The organism is Streptomyces sp. NPDC001220 (assembly GCF_053597895.1).
The window spans coordinates 217,337-234,435 of record NZ_JBSFJE010000011.1; the positions used below are offsets into that span (position 1 = coordinate 217,337).

The window sequence follows — 17,099 nt, forward strand, 5'->3', positions numbered from 1 at the left end:
AGCCATGCTGGACGTGACCGTGATCGAGGACCCCGAGGCCGCGGCGGTGTCGCTGGACCCCATACGGGCCCGGCTGCTCGCCGAACTGGCCGCCGCGCCCGCGTCGGCAGCGATGCTGGCCGGCCGGGTCGGGCTGCCCAGACAGAAGGTGAACTACCACCTCAAGGCGCTGGAGCGGCACGGCCTGGTGGAGCTGGCGGGCGAGCGGCGCAAGGGCAATGTCAACGAGCGGCTGATGCGCGCGACCGCCGCGTCGTACGTCATCTCGCCGGCCGCCCTGCCCGCCGTACAGCCGGACCCGGACCGCTTCCGCGACCAGCTCTCCGCGCGCTGGCTGCTCGCGGTCGGCGCCCGCCTGGTGCGCGACGTCGGCACGCTGATCAGCGGTGCCGCCAAGGCCCGCAGACAGCTGGCGACCTATGCGCTGGACGGCGAGGTGCGCTTCGCCTCCGCCGCCGACCGCGCGGCGTTCGTGCAGGAGCTGACGGCGGGCGTGAGCGCGCTCATCCGCAAGTACGACGCGCCCGACACGGAGGACGGCCGGGACCACCGGATCGTCGTCGCCCTCCACCCCACGGTCAAGGCCGACCCCGGCCCGGCGGCCGACCCCGGCCCGGCGGCCGACCCCGGCCCGGCGGCCGACCCCGGCCCGGCGGCCGGGACTCACCCGGCGGCCGGGACGCACCCCGCGGCCGAGATCCTCCCGGCGGCCGAGGGCCGGCCCGGGGTCTCGGAGCGGACCACCCCCGAAACGGATCAGTAGGCAGCAGGAGCCCCGACATGTCCAAGGAATTCGAGATCGCCCGCGAGTTCGAGGTCGACGCCACACCCCAGGAGGTGTGGGAGGCGATCACCAACGGCTCCGGCGCCTACCTGTGGCCGATGGAGCCGCCCGAGCCCCGGGTGGGCGGCGCGGCGGCCTTCGGCTCCACCGTGACCGCCTACGAGCCGCCGCACCACCTGATCGTCCGCAGCGAGGACCTCGGTTTCCCGGTCCAGAGCGTCAACCAGCTGGAGCACGTGATCGAGCCGCGGGACGGCGGCCGCCGTGCCTGGGTGCGCTACGTGCACAGCGGGATCTTCACCGACGACTGGGACAACCAGTACGACGGCGCGAGCCGGCACACCGACTTCTATCTGCACACCCTGCGCGAGTACCTGGTCCACTTCGCGCCCCGCCCGGTCACCTTCGCGCAGCTCAACGGCCCCGAGGCGGCCCAGGCGCCGGACGCCTTCGAGGCCGTGGGCCGCGCTCTCGGCCTGCCGGACGACCTGGCCGAGGGCGCGAAGGCGAGCGTCCGGGGGCCCGGCGGCCGGACCCTGGAGGCGGTGGTCGACTACCGCAACCCGTACTTCATCGGGCTGCGCACCGACGACGCCCTCGTCCGGTTCTTCGGACGCAACCACTGGGGCGCCCCGGTCGGCATCAGCATCCACGACTTCGCGGCGGACGCCGACGCCCGGGCGAACGAGAGCGCCTGGCAGGACTGGCTGAACGGCGTGTTCAGCCAGTCCTGAGCCACGGTCGTCAGGGGCGGAAGCGCAGCACCTGCGGGTCGTGGTCGCTGATCTGGTCGTGGAACTCCGAGTTGACGTGCACGCTGTCGTACTCGAAGTCGCCGTTGCGGCGGATCTCCTTGCTGATCAGGATCTGGTCCAGGACCTGCTCGTTGCCCTGGTAGTCGTAGGTGTAGCGCTCCTTGGTCGGCAGCGACTGGATCGCCGACCAGAGCGCGCCGTGGCTCTCCAGGATCTTGGTGGTGCCGGAGAAGTCGAAGTCGTTCATGTCGCCGAGCGCGATGACGTTCGCGTCCTTCTGGACGTCGAGGATGCTCTTGACGAACGCGTTGACCAGCGTCGCCTGCGCGTGGCGCTGGACCTCCGAGCTGCGCGCCACCGGCTGGTACTGCGCGGTCAGGCCCTGGTCGCCGCCCTTGGAGTTCAGGTGGTTGGCGATCACGAAGACCGTCTTGCCGCGGAAGACGAACTCGCCGGCCAGCGGCTTGCGGCTGGTCGTCCAGGCGGAGTTCGCCGGGTCGACGCGGCCGGGGGAGGCGGTCAGCTGGGCCTGGCCGTGCACCCTGGTGACGCCCACCGCGGTGGTGGAGTCGCCGCCCGCGCGGTCGACGAAGGACACCCGCTCGGGGTTGAAGAGGAAGACCTGGCGGATGTTGCCGCCGGGCTCGCCGCCGTCCTGGTCGTTGACCGGGTTGATGGAACGCCAGTCGTACTTCGGGCCGCCGGCCGCGACGATCGCGTCGATCAGCTTGTTCACCGTCACGTCGGCGGCGACCGTGCCGTCGTCCGTCGCACCGTTGTTGTCCTGGATCTCCTCCAGGGACACGATGTCGGGCGACTGCAGGTTGTTCACGATCGCGGCGGCGTGCGCGGCGAAGGTGCCGTCGGAGGGGTCGAGGTTCTCGACGTTGTAGGTGGCGACGGCCAGCTCGCTCTTCGACTGCTTCCTCGTCGTCTCGCGCTGCAGGCCCCCGCTCTTGAGGGTGCCCAGCTTGCTCGCGACGAGGGTGTAGCCGCCGAACTGGTTGTAGTCCAGCGGGCCGGTCGTGGCGCCGGTCAGCGTGTCGCCGACGTTCGCCACCGGGAAGTCGGCGGTCGCGCCCAGGGACTGGATCTGGAGACGGCCGGTGTTCTGGTCGTTGTAGGAGCGGTACAGCGAGCCGCCGCGGACGGTGCGGTTCTCGTGCGGCTTCACCGTCACCCACACCTCGGCGTACGGGTCGGTGGCGGTGACCACGCGGGTGTCGCGGACCTGGACGTTCATGCCCTCCAGGGACTCGTAGTAGTCCAGGGCGTACTTCTTCGGCTGGAGCGTCAGGCCGTTGACCGAGCCGGCCGCGGCCGTGTCACCCGCCGGGGTGTACTTGGCCGGCACCGACTTCTTGTCGATCACGACCGGCGCCGGGACCGCGTTGCCGGTGGAGACCGTGGTGACCGTCGGCTTGGTGATCTCGGTCAGCGACTGGTTGCCGGTGGAGGCACCGCCCGGGACGTACTCGGAGACCGTGCCGGTGACCGTGACGGAGTCGCCGACCGCGACCTTCGGGGTGGAGCTGGTGAAGACGAAGACGCCCTCACTGGTGGCCGGGTCGGCGTCGGGCGTCGGATCCTGGAGCCAGAAACCCCGCGAGGAGCCGTAGGTGCGCGTGGCCGTGACGATGCCGGGGACGTCCGTCACCTTCTGGCCGGCGTACGGCGATATGCGCGTGGCGCCCTGGACGTCATGGATGCGCAGCCCGTCGGCCTGGGCCGGCGAGGTGAGGGCGACGGTGGACGCCGCGCTGCAGACGGCGGCGACGGTGAGCGCGGCGAGACGCGCGGAAGACCTGCTCGGCAAGGAAATCCCTCCGGGGACATAAACGGTGCCGGGACGAGGATGCGTCATGGAGTGGGCATGACACGCGTAGACAGAGAGTGAACACTTGTCCCCCCCGTTTTCTACGCGCGTCAATCTCGTCCCTGCGTAGGGGAGTTGTCAAGGTTTCGGCCATGTACGCAGCTCGGCGAGGAGATGAACCGGGCGGCATGGGTGGAAATCCGTCTAGGCTGAGCGGCTGAGGCGTACGGCGTCCCGATGGTCGTACGGCCGTCGTACGGAGTCCATGTCGTCGTACGACCGTAGAGGCGTCCGAGGAGAACCACCCGATGTCAGACAGCTCCCCCCTGCCGCCGGTGCGGTTGCGCCCCGAAGCGGAGCTGGCACGCGCCGCGCTGGCCACGCCGCTGCTCTCCCGGGCCGCCCGGCTCGCCCGCTGGGCCGGACCCGACACCCGCGTCGACGCAGGTGGCGGACTGGCCGAGGAGCAGCTCCCGGCCGCCGCCGAGCTGCTCGGGCTCACCGGGGACGACGCCGCCGCGTACACCGCCGAGGCCTGGCGGGTCGCCCTGGACGCCGGGCTCGTCGAGATCGTCGACGAGGAGGCCGGGACGGTCGCGGCGGGGGAGGAGCTGGCGCTGCTCACCGGAGGCTCGCCGCACGACGTCCTCGGGGTCTGGCTGGCCGCCCTGGAGACCGTGATCGGCGACGCGAGCGTGCCCGACCTGGACGGAATTGTCGACGCGCTCGACGAGGGCGGCGAGGTCGATTTCTCGTCACTCGGCTGGGACCCCGAGGCGGAGGCGGACTTCCTGGACGGTGTCCTCGGCAACCTGTACCTGCTGACGGTGAGCGAAGGCGGTCCCGGCGAGGCGCCGGTGCCGCTGCCCGCGCTCGCCGCGTCGATGATCGTGCCCAGCGACATGGGGGAGCCGACCAACGACGTCCTCGAACAGGTCTCCGACGCGATGATGCGGCTCGACGACCAGTTCCGGACGCTGGAGCCGGTCGGACTCGTCGCGTACCAGCCGGTCGACGAGGCGCTCATGGCCGACACCGAGGAGGAGCCGGCCGCGGGGCCGGTCGACGAGAGCGACGTCACCCGGTACGGCATGGTGCGGCTCACCCCGCTCGGCGCGTACGGGCTGCGGGCGCGGCTGCTGGAGGCCGGGTTCGAGGCGCCGGCGGTCGGAGAGCTCGCCGACAAGGGCGCGGACGCGTTGCTCGACGGCATGGCCGCGTTCCCGCAGGGAGCCGCGCAGGCCGAGACCGAGCAGTGGCTGGACCGCCGCGAATCCCTCGCCGCCGCACGGGAGTTGCTGGCCGCCGCGCGGGGCGACGACGCGGGCGCGCCGCTGCGCAGGCTGCGCTGCCAGCAGGCGCTGTCCCTGGTCGGCACCGAGGCCGAACCGGCACTTCGCGAAGTCCTCGGCGACCCCGAGCTGGGCGGACTGGCCAGGGTCTGGCTGGCCGAGCGCGGCGCCGCCGACGTCCCGGCACCCTCGCCGGACATGATCTTCTGGCTGACCATCGACACGGTCGCCGCGCAGCTGGCCGCCGAAGGGAACTCCGAGGAACTGCAGGCCCTGGTCGAGGGGTTGGCCCAGCAGCACGCCGGGTTCTTCGCCGAGGCCTGGCGGGTCGAGCACCCGGACACGGCCGACGTCCTGGAGGCGATGGGACGCCTGCACCCGGACAAGAAGGTCGCGAAGGAGGCCCGGAAGGCGGCGTTCAAGGCGCGGTCGCAGCACGGGGGATAGCGCCCGAAGGGGCGGGGCCGCGCGCGGGTCGGGCCCCGCCGGACGCGCCGAGTGCGGCTGAGCGCCGCCGTGGCGGAAGAAGGATTCCAGGCCGCGGCCGGCGACGCCCGCGGCGCTTTCTTGGGTGTGGCTTTGGATTGCCGTGGGGCGGTGCATACGGATTCATTGAACAAACGAAGCCGATGTCGCCCCGAGTTCAGACGGAGTTCAGACGCGGCCGGGAGCGTGTGCGCCGACTTGAGGTCCGCCACCCTCCACGGCCCTTCGACCGTCACAGGAGACACCATGTCGCTCACCCGCAGGGACTTCGCCAGAAAATCCGCGATCACCGGTGCCGGTGTCGCGCTGGCGGGCAGCGTCGGCGCCCTCGCCACCGCCCCGAACGCCCTCGCGTCCACCGAGACCGAGGCGTCCGGCACGGCCGAGGCGAAGCACGGACACGGACACGGCGGAGTCGGCTACGGGCCGCTGCTCCCCGACCCCGACGGCATCCTCGCGCTCCCCGCCGGCTTCGAGTACCGCGTCATCACCTACAGCGGCAAGACCCGGCTGGAGTCGGGCGAGTTCACCCCCTCCAACCACGACGGCACCTCCACCTTCGACGGCCCGCGCGGCGCCACCCTCCTCGTCAACAACCACGAGCTGGCCGGCCCCCGCGCCAACTGGACCCACCCGGTGCCGCTCACCGAGGGCCTCGTCTACGACCCGGCGGCCGCCGGCGGCTGCACGGTCGTCGAGGTGCGCCACGACCAGGTCGCCGAGTGGGTCGGCATCGCCGGCACCGCCACCAACTGCGCGGGCGGCAACACCCCCTGGGGCACCTGGCTCACCTGCGAGGAGACCGAGGACAAGGCCGGCTCCAACGGCATGACCAAGGACCACGGCTATGTCTTCGAGGTCGACCCCGAGGACCGCCGGGCCAACCGGAACCCCAAGCCGGTCAAGGCGCTGGGCCGGTACGCGCACGAGGCCGTCGTCGTCGACCCCAGGCGCGGCCACCTCTACCTGACGGAGGACGCGTCCAACCCGAACGGTCTGCTCTACCGCTGGACCCCGCCCGAGCACTTCCACCACGGCCGCGGCCGGCTGCGCACCCTCGCCGACGACGCGGGCACGCTGCAGGCCTTCAAGTGCTTCGACTCCGGCGGCGTGTTCGTCGACGACCTCTCCCGCGCCACGAAGATCGGCACCGTGTACGGCGTCGACTGGACGGACGTTCCGGACCGCGACGCCAGGACCACCTCGGTCCGCAAGCAGTTCACCGCCGGACAGGTCACCCGCGCCCGCAAGCTGGAGGGCATGTGGTGGGGCGACGGGGGCGTGTACATCGTCTCCTCCTACGCCCGTTCGGAGAGCCCCGTCCAGCACGACGGCGCCGTCTGGTTCTACGACCCCAAGCGCCGCACCCTCACCCTGAAGGTCCTCATCGGAGTCAACCCGGACCCGTCCGTGGACGGCGACTTCGACGGCCCGGACAACATCACCGTCTCCCCGTACGGCGGCCTGGTCATCGCCGAGGACGGCGAGGGCATCCAGCACCTGTTCGGCGCCACCGACAGCGGCCGCACCTACCCCATCGCCCGCAACGAACTGAACGCCGGCACCGAGGAGGAGCCGGAATACAGCGAGTTCACCGGCGTCACCTTCTCGCCCGACGGCAAGACCCTGTACGCGAACATCCAGACGCCCGGCATCATGCTTGCCATCACCGGGCCCTGGAAGCGCCAGAAGCGCGGGTAATTAATTCACTCGCTCGGCCCGCGGCACGCCTCCTAAGGTAATGAACGTCCAGGTGCGAAGGCAGGACCTACTTCCACTGATAATGGGGCGGCCGCGGGTTCGAGTCCCGCCACCGGTACAACGCGCCGGTGTAGCTCAGGGGTCAGAGCACCTACGTCGGTTCCGCCGGCCTTGAACTCTGGACACCAAAATCTTCATGCACCTCCCGGTGCGTGTGTCACTGAACTCGGGAGGCGCAGCTCATGGAGGGTGCCCGGTGCGCAGGCAGCGGATACTTCAGGGCCCTGGTCCCCGAAAGGGGATGCGGGTTCGAATCCCGTCATCGGCTCAGGGCCGATGTGGCGGAAAGGAAGACGCGCCAGGTTAAAAGTCCCGCCGCCGACTCCTGATCTCGGGCACCCTCCTCCTGTTGCGCCTCCTCCCAGACTCCAATGAATTCGGGGGGAATTCACCATGGCGCGATTCAACACCAAGGCGGCCCGAGCGCAGCCCACTTCACGGGTCACCTCGACCGGACGCGTGCTCCGCACCTACCAGGGCGGGCGTGGCCAGGAGCGGGACACGCGGTCTGAACTTTTTTTGCTGGCGGTGTCCCACTTTGCCGCGGGCACCTTCTACGAGAGTGAGGCAGACCGCGACGACCGGTACGCGAAGCTCGTCCGCGAGCTCGCCGTCGCCGATCCGGCCTGGACCGCCGGCCTGCTCGGCTGGCTGCGCGGCGAGGGCAACATGCGGACCGCCTCCCTCGTGGGCGCCGCCGAGTACGTGCACGCACGTCTGACCGCGGGCGCCACCGAGGGCCCCTCGAACCGGCAGGTCGTCGCCTCCGTGCTGCGGCGGCCCGACGAGCCCGGCGAACTGCTCGCCTACTGGACGGCGACCTACGGCCGTGCCGTCCCCAAGCCCGTCAAGCGGGGGATCGCCGACGCTGTACGGCGGCTCTACCACGGCAAGTCGCTGCTCAAGTACGACACCGCGGCCAAGGGATACCGCTTCGGCGACATCCTGAACCTGGTGCACGCGGCGCCGGACCCGGACAAGCCGTGGCAGGGCGAGCTGTTCCAGTACGCGCTGGACCGGCGGCACCACCCGGACACGGCCGTACCGCCAGCGTCGAGCCCGGTGCTCGCCGCGCACCGCGAGCTGATGGCGCTGCCCGTCGCACGGCGGCGCGCGGTCGTCACCGAGCCCGGTGGCGCCCAGCGGCTCGCGGCGGCCGGCATCACCTGGGAGGCGCTGGCCGGATGGCTCCAGGGGCCGATGGACAAGGCGGCCTGGGAGGCCGTGATCCCCTCCATGGGGGCCATGGCGCTCGTCCGCAACCTGCGGAACTTCGACGAGGCCGGAGTCTCCGACGAGGTCGCCGCCCAGGTCGCGGCCCGGATCAGTGACCCAGCGGAGGTGGCGCGCTCGCGGCAGTTCCCGTTCCGGTACCTCGCCGCGTACCAGCACGCCCCGTCGCTGCGCTGGTCCTTCCCGCTGGAGCGGGCGCTCGGCCACTCGCTGGCCAACGTGCCCGCGCTGCCGGGGCGGACGCTGGTGCTGGTCGACCGGTCGGGCTCGATGTGGGGTCCGCTGTCCGACCGCTCGCGGCTCAACCGGGCCGACGCGGCGGCGATCTTCGGTTCGGCGCTCGCGCTGCGGGCGGCGGACGCGGACCTCGTCGAGTTCGGTACCACGAGCAGGCGGCTGACGTTCGGCAAGGGCGAGTCGGTGCTGAAGATCCTCGGCCGCTTCGGCTCGCTGGGCGGTACCGACACGACCTCGGCGATCCGCTCGCACTACCGGGGGCAGGACCGGGTGCTGATCGTCACCGACGAGCAGTACACGTACCACCGGCACGGCGACCCCACCCAGCAGGTCCCGGCCCACATCCCGGTCTACACCTGGAACCTGGCCGGCTACCGGGTCGGCCACGGCCCGTCGGGAGCGGCCAACCGGCACACCTTCGGCGGCCTCTCGGACGCGGCTTTCCGGATGGTGCCGCTGCTGGAGTCCGCCCGGGACGCCGACTGGCCGTGGGCGACGGCCGCCTGACCGCTACCGGCTCATGAGCGTGGCCCGCACCTTCACGGAGGGTGCGGGCCACCCGCGTGCCTCCGCAGCACGCGTGCTCACGCCCCACGCGTGCTTACGCCGCACCCTTGCCCGGGTCTCAATTGATATCTAACATTTCAGTTCATGGATGCGCTGCGCCCCGTCCCCCGCACTCTGCTCCGCGACCGCGCCTACGAGGCCATCCGCGATGCCATCGTCGCCGGGGAGATCGAACCCGGTGCGGTGGTGCGGGACGTCGAGTTCGCCGAGCGGCTCGGGCTGTCCCGGGCGCCGGTACGCGAAGCGTTCGCCCGGCTCGTCGACGACGGGCTCCTGGAGAGCAAGCCGCAGAGCCACACCCGGGTCACCCCGGTCGTGGCCGCCGACGTACGGGACGCGGCGGCCGTGGTCGGCGCCATGCACGAGCTGGCCACCCGGGCCGCCGTACCCCGGCTGCGGGACGCCGACCTCGACATGATGCGCGCGGCCAACGACCGGTTCGCCGCCGCCGTACGCGCCGGTGACGTGGACGAGGCCCTGCGCGCCGACGACGAACTGCACGACGTCCTGATCCGGGTGGCCGGCAACCGCGCGGCCGCCGCCACCGTCGCCCGCTACACCCCGCTCATCCGGCGCCTGGAGCGCCGCCGCTTCGGCGAGGGCGGCTCCTGCCGCTCGGCGGGCCTGCACGAGCGGCTCATCGAGGCGTGCGCGGCCGGTGACCCGCGGGCGGCGGTCAAGGTCACCGCCGACATCTGGCACACCCTCGCCGACCTGGCCGACCCCGACTGACACCAGGAGCCACCATGTCCCCCTCCGCGCCCCCTTCCCCGTCCATCTCTTCCTACGACCGTCACCCCCTCCTCTTCGGCCCCTCGCCCGTGCATCCGCTGGAGCGCCTCACCGCCCATCTCGGCGGGGCCGCGCTGTGGGCCAAGCGGGAGGACTGCAACTCCGGGATCGCGTACGGCGGGAACAAGACGCGCAAGCTGGAGTACCTGGTCGCCGATGCCCTCGCCCAGGGCTGCGACACCCTCGTCTCCATCGGCGGGGTGCAGTCCAACCACACCCGCCAGGTCGCCGCCGTCGCCGCCCGCGCCGGGCTCAAGTGCGTGCTGGTGCAGGAGAGCTGGGTGGAGTGGCCGGACTCCGTGTACGACAAGGTCGGCAACATCCTGATCAGCAGGCTGGCCGGGGCCGACGTCCGGCTCGTCCGGGCCGGGTTCGGGATCGGGTTCAAGGAGAGCTGGGAAGGGGCGCTGCGCGAGGTCGAGGAGTCCGGCGGCAGGCCCTACGCCATCCCGGCCGGCGCCTCCGACCATCCGCTCGGCGGGCTCGGCTTCGCCAACTGGGCGTACGAGGTCGCCGAGCAGGAGCGGGAGCTGGGCGTCTTCTTCGACACGGTGATCGTCTGCTCGGTGACCGGGTCGACCCAGGCCGGCATGGCCGCCGGGTTCGCCGCGCTGGCGGAGGCCGGTGGGCGCGAGCGCCGGGTCATCGGCATCGACGCCTCGGCCAAGCCCGCCGAGACCCGTGAGCAGGTGGCACGGATCGCCCGGCGGACCGGACGACTGATCGGTCTCCAGCGCGAGTTGACCGTCGACGACATCGAGCTGGACGAGCGCTACCACGCGGGCGTCTACGGCATTCCCGACGAGACCACCCTGGAGGCGATGCGGCTCGCCGCCCGCACTGAGGGCATGGTGACGGACCCGGTGTACGAGGGGAAGTCGATGGCGGGGATGGTGGACCTGGTCGAACGGGGCGAGATCGACCACGGCTGCACCGTCCTCTACGCCCACCTGGGCGGGCAGCCCGCGCTGAACGCCTACAGCGCCCTGTTCTGACGGACCGGAAGAGACGGTCCCGCGCCCCTCGGAAGAGGCGCGGGGCGTGTCGGTCCCCGGCCGCTACAGCGCCTGCGCGCCCGGCTTCACCATGTTCCGGACGGTGCGGGCCTTCACGAACTCGCCCAGTGCCGTCATGTCCCACTCGCCGGAGAACTGGCGGACCAGCTTGGCCATCATCACGCCGGTCTGCGCCTCCGCGTTGGTGAGGTCGAAGCGGACCAGTTCCTCGCCGGTCGCCGCGTCCAGGAGGCGGCAGTAGGCCTTGGCGACCTCCGTGAACTTCTGTCCGGAGAAGGAGTTGACGGTGAAGACCAGGCCGGTGACCTCCGGGGGGATCCGGCCGAGGTCGACCACGATCACCTCGTCGTCGCCGCCTCCCTCACCGGTGAGGTTGTCGCCGGAGTGCTTGATCGCGCCGTTGAGGATGGACAGCTTGCCGAAGTAGCAGCTGTCGACGTGGTCGCGCTGCGGGCCGTAGGCGATGACCGAGGCGTCCAGGTCGATGTCCTTGCCGCGGAACGCCGGCTCCCAGCCCAGGCCCATCTTCACCTGGGAGAGCAGCGGTCTGCCGCCCTTGACCAGGGACACCGTCTGGTTCTTCTGGAGGCTGACCCTGCCCTTGTCGAGGTTGATCTTCCCGGCGCCCGGGACGGGAGGGGCGGGCGGCGCGGGAGGCGCGGGCGGGGCCACGACGGGGGGAGCCGTCGGCTGCGGGGCCGTCGGCTGGGGAGCGGCCGGCTGCGGGGCCGGGGTGGTCGGAGCCGGTTCCTCCACCGTCACGCCGAAGTCGGTGGCGATGCCGGCCAGCCCGTTCGCGTACCCCTGGCCGACCGCGCGGGCCTTCCACGCGCCGTTGCGCAGGTAGATCTCGACGACCACCAGGGCCGTCTCGGTGCCCAGCTGCGGCGGCGTGAAGGTGCCCAGCACCGAGCCGTCGTCCGCGTTGCGGATGGTCGCCGTCGGCTCGATGCCCTGGAAGGTCTGCCCCGCGGCGTCGGGGCTCGCGGTGACGACGATCTTCTCGATGCCCGGGGGCACGGCGGCCGTGTCGACGGTGATCGCGTCCGGGGACGTACCGCCGCCGGAGCGGTACGCCACACCCGGGCCGCTGGGCTGGTTGTAGAAGATGAAGTCGTCGTCGGAGCGCACCTTGCCGTCGCCGGTGAGCAGCAGGCCCGACACGTCGAGCCGCACCGGGGCGGCGACGTCCACCGCCACCCGGGAGACGGGGAGAGGGATGTTCGAGCCAGGGGTCATAGCTGTCATGCCGCGAGAACGAACGGCATCGCTTTACCGTTCCCTTACCGTCGAGCGGCCCTCGCACCGTCCCCCGATCGGCTCAGGGGACCTTGCGATCCGGCTCAGGGGACGACGACGATCTTCCGTCCGACCCCCGCCGCGAACTGCTCCAGCGCCTGCGGGTAGCTGTCCAGCGGGAGGCGGTCGCTGATGAAGACCTCCGGGTCCAGGACCCCGTTCGCGAACAGCTCCGCGGCGCGTTCGTAGCTGTGCAGGACGGCCATGGAGCCGGTGATGGTGATCTCCTGGTTGTAGATGCGGTACGGGTCGATCGTCACCCGGGTCGCGTAGTCGGCGACGCCGAACTGGAGGAAGGTGCCGGCCTTCCCCACCCGCTCCAGGCCGTCCTGGATCGCCGCCGCGTTGCCGGTCGCGTCGATCACCACGTCCCAGCCCCGCGGCCGGTCCAGTTCGTCGGCGTTCGCGGCGGACGCGGAGACGCCGAGCGCGCGGGCGGTCTCCAGGCGGGCCGGGTTCAGGTCGACCACGTCGACGCTGGCCGCGCCGGTCCGCTTGGCGAGCTCCAGCATCATCAGGCCCATGGTCCCGGAGCCGTAGATCAGGACGTGGGCGCCCAGTCGGGAGTTGAGGACGTCGTAGCCGCGTACCGCGCAGGACAGCGGTTCGACCAGGGCCGCGTCCTGGGTGCGGACGTGCTCGGGGAGCTTCACGCAGTTGGCGACCGGGGCGACCGCGTACTGCGCGGCGCCGCCCGGCACGGTCACGCCGATCGCGGCCCAGCGTTCGCAGAGGTTGTTGTGGCCGTCCCGGCAGTAGCGGCACTCGTGGCAGTACAGGGACGGGTCGACCGCGACCTGGTCGCCGATCGCCACCTCGGTCACCTGGGAGCCGACGCCGACCACCTCGCCGGCGAACTCGTGGCCCGGCACGATCGGCAGCTTGGGCGCGAACTCGCCCTGGAGGATGTGCAGATCGGTTCCGCACAGGCCGCAGGCGGCCACTTCCACCACGACCTCACGGGGGCCGGGTGTCGGGTCGGGGACCTCGGTGACGACGGCACGGCCCACGGACTCGATGACGGCGGCCTTCATTTCACGGCTCCCAACGACAGGCCCTGGACCAGCTTGTCCTGGGCGGCGAACCCCGCGGCGAGCACCGGCAGGGAGACGACGAGCGACGCGGCGCACACCTTGGCCAGGAACAGGCCCTGGCTGGTGATGAAGCCGGTCAGGAAGACGGGGGCGGTCTCGGCGACCACGCCCGTCAGGACTCGGGCGAAGAGAAGTTCGTTCCAGCTGAAGATGAAGCAGATCAGGGAGGTGGCGGCGATGCCGGGCAGCGCGATCGGGGCGACCACGCGCGCGAGGATCGTCGGGAGGCGGGCGCCGTCGATCTGCGCGGCCTCGATCACCGCGACCGGGACCTCGGCGAGGAACGACTGCATCATCCACACCGCGATCGGCAGGTTCATGGAGGTGTAGAGGATGACCAGGAACCAGATGTTGTCCAGCATCCCGGTGTTCTTCGCGAACAGGTAGATCGGCAGCAGGCCGGCCACCACCGGCAGCATCTTGGTGGAGAGGAAGAAGAACAGGACGTCCGTCCACTTCCTGACCCGCCGGATCGACAGCGCGTAGGCCGCCGGGAAGGCCAGGACGAGGACGAAGAGGGTGGAGACGATCGAGGCGACCGCCGAGTTGATGAGGGCCGGCCAGGGGCTCGCGCCGCCGCCCGCCCCGAAGAACTCGCGGTAGCCGTCCAGGGTGAGGGCGGCGCCGAAGGAGGGCGGGTTGGTCGCCGCGTCCGCCTCGGAGTGGAAGGACGTCAGCGCCATCCAGGCGATGGGGAAGAAGAAGACGATGCCGACCAGCCAGGCCACCAGCCCGATGCTGAGACCCCGGTGCTTCCTGACGCGTATGGCGAGGCTGCTCATGCGCGGGACACCTCCTCGCGGAACAGGGACGACACCACGCGCAGGGCGAAGGTCGCGATGATGATCGAGCCGATGACGACCAGGACGCCGGCGGCCGAGGCGAGGCCGTTCTCGTGGGCCTGGTAGAAGCTCTGGTACACGGTGTAGGGAAGGTTGGCGGTGCCCAGGCCGCCGGACGTGATCGTGAAGACCGCGTCGAAGTTCTGGACGATGTAGATGCTGCCCAGCAGGGCGCCGAGTTCGAGATAGCGGCGCAGGTGCGGGAGCGTGAGATAGCGGAAGACCTGCCAGTCGCTCGCGCCGTCCACCCGGGCGGCCTCGATCTGCTCGGGATCACGGCTCTGCAGCCCGGCGAGCAGGATCAGCATCATGAACGGCGTCCACTGCCACACCAGGGCGGCCTCGACCGCCAGCAGCGGGGTGCGGGAGATCCAGTCGGGCTGCGGACCGCCGACGTAGTGCAACAGGCCGTTGAGCAGGCCGTATTCGGGGTTGTAGAGGACGTGCTTCCAGAGCAGGGCGGCGGCCACCGGGACCACCAGGAAGGGGGCGATCAGCAGGGTGCGGACGACGCCCCGGCCACGGAACCTGTTGTTCAGGAGCAGGGCCAGCGCGAGGCCGAGGACCAGGCTGACCAGCACCACCGTGACCGTGAGGAGCACGGTCGTCCACACCGAGTGGCGCAGGTCGGCGTCGGTCAGGACCTGGCGGTAGTTGTCGACGCCGGCGAAGTGGCGGGCCTTCGGGTAGAGGGCGTTCCAGTCGAAGAAGGAGATGACCACCGTGGCCACGAACGGCAGCTGGGTCACGACGATCATGAAGACCAGGGCGGGCAGGAGGGGGGCCCGGGTGGCCCAGGCGCGCAGGCGGGCGGAGGGCGGCCGCGTGGCGCGTGCGGGTGTCGCTGCGTAGGGGGCTGTCGTCGCGGTCATCGTCCCTCGTACTCCTTGGAGATCTTCTCGGCCAGCTGCTGGGACTTCTTCAGGGCCGAGTCGACGGACTGTCGTCCGGCGATGGCCGAACTGATCTCCTGGGAGACCTTGGTGCCGAGATCGGTGAACTCGGGAATGTCGACGAACTGGATGCCGGGCGCGGGGCGCGGCTGGACGCCGGGGTCGTTCGGGCGGGCGCTCTCGATGGCCTCCTTGGTCATCTCCTGGAACGCGGCGGCCGACTTGACGTAGTCCGGGTTCGTGTACGTCGACGCGCGCTTGCCCGCCGGGACGTTGGACCAGCCGCCGGTCTGGCCGCCGCTCTGGCCGACCAGCTCCTCGTACTCCTTGCTGGACGCCCAGGAGACGAACTTCCAGGCCTTGTCGGGGTTGCGGGAGGCCTTCTGGATGCCCCAGGCCCACGTGTAGAGCCAGCCGGCGGACTTGGTCTGCTCCACGGGCGCGGGGACGTAGCCGAGCTTGCCCTTGACCGGGGAGCCGTTCGCCTCCAGGAGGCCGGCCGCGCTGGTGGCGTCGTACCACATGGCGGTCTTGCCCTGGGTCATGTTGTTGAGGCACTCGGCGAAGCCGGACTGCGGGGCGCCGGACTCGCCGTGCCTGCGGACCAGGTCGACGTAGAACTTCGTCGCCTTCTCGAACCCGGGCCCGGTCAGCCGGGCCTTCCAGTCCTTGTCGAACCAGGTGCCCCCGTAGGTGTTCACGACCGTGGTCAGCGGTGCCATCAGCTCGCCCCAGCCGGGCAGGCCGCGCAGGCAGATGCCGCGCATGCCGGACTGGGCGCCGTCCGCCTTGGCGGCGAGGTCGGCGACCTGCTGCCAGGTGGGGTGCGCGGGCATCGTCAGGCCCTTCGCCGCGAACACGTCCTTGCGGTACATCAGGAAGGACGACTCGCCGTAGAAGGGCTCGCCGTAGAGCTTGCCGTCGTCGGCGGTCAGGGACTCGCGCATCGGCTGGAGGATGTCCTGCTGGTCGAAGCCGGGGTCCTTGGCGACGTAGGAGTCCATCTCGTGCAGCCAGCCGTTGCGGGCGTAGATCGGTATCTCGTAGTTGGACAGGGTGGCCACGTCGTACTGGCCGGCCTGGTTGGCGAAGTCCTGGCTGATCTTGTCGCGGACGTCGTTCTCGGGCAGGACGGTGAAGTTGACCTTGATGCCGGTCTCCTTGGTGAAGCGCGGGGCGAGCTTCTGGAGTTCCGTCATCTGGGGGTTGTTGACCATCAGCACGTTGATCGAATCGCCGCCGGAACCGGACCCGCCCGCACCGACCCAGCAGCCGGAGAGCAGCGGGGCGAGCAGCGTCCCTGCGGCGGCCATGGCGAGTGTGACTCGCGGCCTCCGTCGGCTCGGGGTTCGCATGGATCGCTCCTGGAGGAATCGTGATATATGGGGCACTGCGGGGTGGGGAAGAGCCCTTCGGGAAGGGCGTGGGTGTGTCGTCGGTGGGTCAGACCCGGATGACCTGCGGGCCCAGCAGGGCGTAGCGGTGGGCCTCGGCGGCCGGAAGAAGGGTGCTCGTCACGATCGCCTCCAGGGCGCCGACCTCGGCGAAGCGGCAGAAGCTGACGGCTCCGAACTTGGTGTGCACGCCCGCGAAGACCGTCCGGCGGGCGGCGCGCACGGCCTGCGCCTTGACCTCGCTGACGGCGGGGTCCGGAGTGGTCAGGCCGTGCTCACGCGAGATGCCGTTGGCTCCAATGTAGGCGAGGTCGAGAACGAAACCGGCGAGCATCTTCGTCGTCCAGTGGTCGACGGTCGCCAGCGTGCCGGCCCGTACCCGTCCGCCGAGCAGCAGTACCGACATGTTCTCGGTCTCCGCGAGCGCGCCCGCGACCGGCAGCGATGCGGTGACCACGGTCAGTGGCCGGTCCGTCGGCAGTGCCTCGGCGATGAGCTGTGGGGTGAAGCCCTCGTCGACGAAGACGGTCTCGGCGTCGCCCAGCAGCTCGGCGGCGGCCGACGCGATCCGCCGCTTCTCCGGGACGTGGCTGGTCGAACGGAAGGCGAGCGTGGTCTCGAAACCGGCGCTCTCGACGGGATACGCGCCCCCGTGGGTACGGCGGACCAGGCCGTGGTCCTCCAGGGCGCGCAGGTCCCGCCGGATGGTCTCCTTGGCCACGCCGAGGGTGGTGGCGAGGGCGGTGACGTCGACCGAGCCGGTGACGCGCGCGGCCCGCACGATCTCCCGCTGGCGTTCTTCCGCCGTCCTCGTGCTCATCTCGTCACCCACTTCCTT

14 protein-coding genes are annotated in these 17,099 nt (G+C 71.0%); 7 read left to right on the top strand and 7 right to left on the bottom strand.

Annotation, left to right across the window (positions count from 1 at the left end):
• Nucleotides 1–4: 4 nt before the first annotated feature.
• On the top strand, nt 5–763 hold the full coding sequence (locus ACWDGI_RS26395; protein WP_450762950.1) for a helix-turn-helix domain-containing protein: 759 nt from the start codon (nt 5–7) through the stop codon (nt 761–763).
• Nucleotides 764–780: 17 nt separating this feature from the next.
• The gene (locus ACWDGI_RS26400) at nt 781–1,518 is read left to right on the top strand and encodes an SRPBCC family protein (protein ID WP_450762952.1); all 738 of its coding nucleotides are present in this window, start codon (nt 781–783) and stop codon (nt 1,516–1,518) included.
• 10 nt (nt 1,519–1,528) lie between these two features.
• Here the strand turns inward: ACWDGI_RS26400 and ACWDGI_RS26405 are convergent, their stop codons facing one another.
• Nucleotides 1,529–3,355 (bottom strand): endonuclease/exonuclease/phosphatase family protein, encoded by a 1,827-nt coding sequence (locus tag ACWDGI_RS26405; protein ID WP_450762953.1) that lies wholly within the window; start codon nt 3,353–3,355, stop codon nt 1,529–1,531.
• Nucleotides 3,356–3,663: 308 nt separating this feature from the next.
• Between ACWDGI_RS26405 and ACWDGI_RS26410 the strand changes: the two genes are divergently transcribed.
• The 5 genes from ACWDGI_RS26410 (at nt 3,664) to ACWDGI_RS26430 (ending at nt 10,718) form a co-directional block, all read left to right on the top strand.
• Nucleotides 3,664–5,094 (top strand): hypothetical protein, encoded by a 1,431-nt coding sequence (locus tag ACWDGI_RS26410; protein WP_450762955.1) that lies wholly within the window; start codon nt 3,664–3,666, stop codon nt 5,092–5,094.
• Between the two features lie 285 nt (nt 5,095–5,379).
• On the top strand, nt 5,380–6,834 hold the full coding sequence (locus tag ACWDGI_RS26415) for an alkaline phosphatase PhoX (protein WP_450762957.1): 1,455 nt from the start codon (nt 5,380–5,382) through the stop codon (nt 6,832–6,834).
• Between the two features lie 453 nt (nt 6,835–7,287).
• A complete protein-coding gene (locus ACWDGI_RS26420) occupies nt 7,288–8,871 on the top strand; it encodes a TROVE domain-containing protein (protein WP_450762959.1) in 1,584 nt (527 codons plus the stop codon).
• Between the two features lie 144 nt (nt 8,872–9,015).
• Nucleotides 9,016–9,663, top strand: a complete 648-nt coding sequence (locus tag ACWDGI_RS26425) for a GntR family transcriptional regulator (RefSeq protein ID WP_450762961.1) — start codon at nt 9,016–9,018, stop codon at nt 9,661–9,663.
• 14 nt (nt 9,664–9,677) lie between these two features.
• Nucleotides 9,678–10,718 carry a 1-aminocyclopropane-1-carboxylate deaminase gene (locus ACWDGI_RS26430; RefSeq protein ID WP_450762963.1) on the top strand — a complete coding sequence of 347 codons (1,041 nt, stop codon included), beginning with the start codon at nt 9,678–9,680 and terminating at the stop codon, nt 10,716–10,718.
• Nucleotides 10,719–10,781: 63 nt separating this feature from the next.
• On the opposite strand, the gene ACWDGI_RS26435 is transcribed toward ACWDGI_RS26430, so the two are convergent.
• From ACWDGI_RS26435 to ACWDGI_RS26460, 6 genes are all read right to left on the bottom strand, one after another.
• The gene (locus tag ACWDGI_RS26435; protein WP_450762965.1) at nt 10,782–11,978 is read right to left on the bottom strand and encodes a TerD family protein; all 1,197 of its coding nucleotides are present in this window, start codon (nt 11,976–11,978) and stop codon (nt 10,782–10,784) included.
• A 104-nt stretch (nt 11,979–12,082) separates the two neighbouring features.
• Nucleotides 12,083–13,072: a zinc-dependent alcohol dehydrogenase family protein gene (locus ACWDGI_RS26440; protein ID WP_450762967.1), complete on the bottom strand. Its 990-nt coding sequence runs from the start codon at nt 13,070–13,072 to the stop codon at nt 12,083–12,085.
• The gene (locus ACWDGI_RS26445; protein WP_450762969.1) at nt 13,069–13,914 is read right to left on the bottom strand and encodes a carbohydrate ABC transporter permease; all 846 of its coding nucleotides are present in this window, start codon (nt 13,912–13,914) and stop codon (nt 13,069–13,071) included. Before ACWDGI_RS26445 ends, ACWDGI_RS26440 begins: the two co-directional genes overlap by 4 nt.
• Entirely contained in the window at nt 13,911–14,846 is a 936-nt protein-coding gene (locus tag ACWDGI_RS26450; RefSeq protein WP_450762971.1) for a carbohydrate ABC transporter permease, read from the bottom strand. The genes ACWDGI_RS26445 and ACWDGI_RS26450 overlap by 4 nt, the downstream gene beginning before the upstream one ends.
• A complete protein-coding gene (locus ACWDGI_RS26455) occupies nt 14,843–16,222 on the bottom strand; it encodes an ABC transporter substrate-binding protein (RefSeq protein WP_450762973.1) in 1,380 nt (459 codons plus the stop codon). Before ACWDGI_RS26455 ends, ACWDGI_RS26450 begins: the two co-directional genes overlap by 4 nt.
• An 88-nt stretch (nt 16,223–16,310) precedes the next feature.
• On the bottom strand, nt 16,311–17,081 hold the full coding sequence (locus ACWDGI_RS26460; RefSeq protein ID WP_450762975.1) for a DeoR/GlpR family DNA-binding transcription regulator: 771 nt from the start codon (nt 17,079–17,081) through the stop codon (nt 16,311–16,313).
• Nucleotides 17,082–17,099 lie beyond the last annotated feature (18 nt).

Coding starts and splice junctions, on each gene's coding strand:
- ACWDGI_RS26395 (WP_450762950.1), top strand. CDS start 5: ATGCTGGACGTGACCGTGATCGAGGACCCCGAGGCCGCGGCGGTGTCG.
- ACWDGI_RS26400 (WP_450762952.1), top strand. CDS start 781: ATGTCCAAGGAATTCGAGATCGCCCGCGAGTTCGAGGTCGACGCCACA.
- ACWDGI_RS26410 (WP_450762955.1), top strand. CDS start 3,664: ATGTCAGACAGCTCCCCCCTGCCGCCGGTGCGGTTGCGCCCCGAAGCG.
- ACWDGI_RS26415 (WP_450762957.1), top strand. CDS start 5,380: ATGTCGCTCACCCGCAGGGACTTCGCCAGAAAATCCGCGATCACCGGT.
- ACWDGI_RS26420 (WP_450762959.1), top strand. CDS start 7,288: ATGGCGCGATTCAACACCAAGGCGGCCCGAGCGCAGCCCACTTCACGG.
- ACWDGI_RS26425 (WP_450762961.1), top strand. CDS start 9,016: ATGGATGCGCTGCGCCCCGTCCCCCGCACTCTGCTCCGCGACCGCGCC.
- ACWDGI_RS26430 (WP_450762963.1), top strand. CDS start 9,678: ATGTCCCCCTCCGCGCCCCCTTCCCCGTCCATCTCTTCCTACGACCGT.
- ACWDGI_RS26435 (WP_450762965.1), bottom strand. CDS start 11,978: ATGACCCCTGGCTCGAACATCCCTCTCCCCGTCTCCCGGGTGGCGGTG.
- ACWDGI_RS26440 (WP_450762967.1), bottom strand. CDS start 13,072: ATGAAGGCCGCCGTCATCGAGTCCGTGGGCCGTGCCGTCGTCACCGAG.
- ACWDGI_RS26445 (WP_450762969.1), bottom strand. CDS start 13,914: ATGAGCAGCCTCGCCATACGCGTCAGGAAGCACCGGGGTCTCAGCATC.
- ACWDGI_RS26450 (WP_450762971.1), bottom strand. CDS start 14,846: ATGACCGCGACGACAGCCCCCTACGCAGCGACACCCGCACGCGCCACG.
- ACWDGI_RS26455 (WP_450762973.1), bottom strand. CDS start 16,222: ATGCGAACCCCGAGCCGACGGAGGCCGCGAGTCACACTCGCCATGGCC.
- ACWDGI_RS26460 (WP_450762975.1), bottom strand. CDS start 17,081: ATGAGCACGAGGACGGCGGAAGAACGCCAGCGGGAGATCGTGCGGGCC.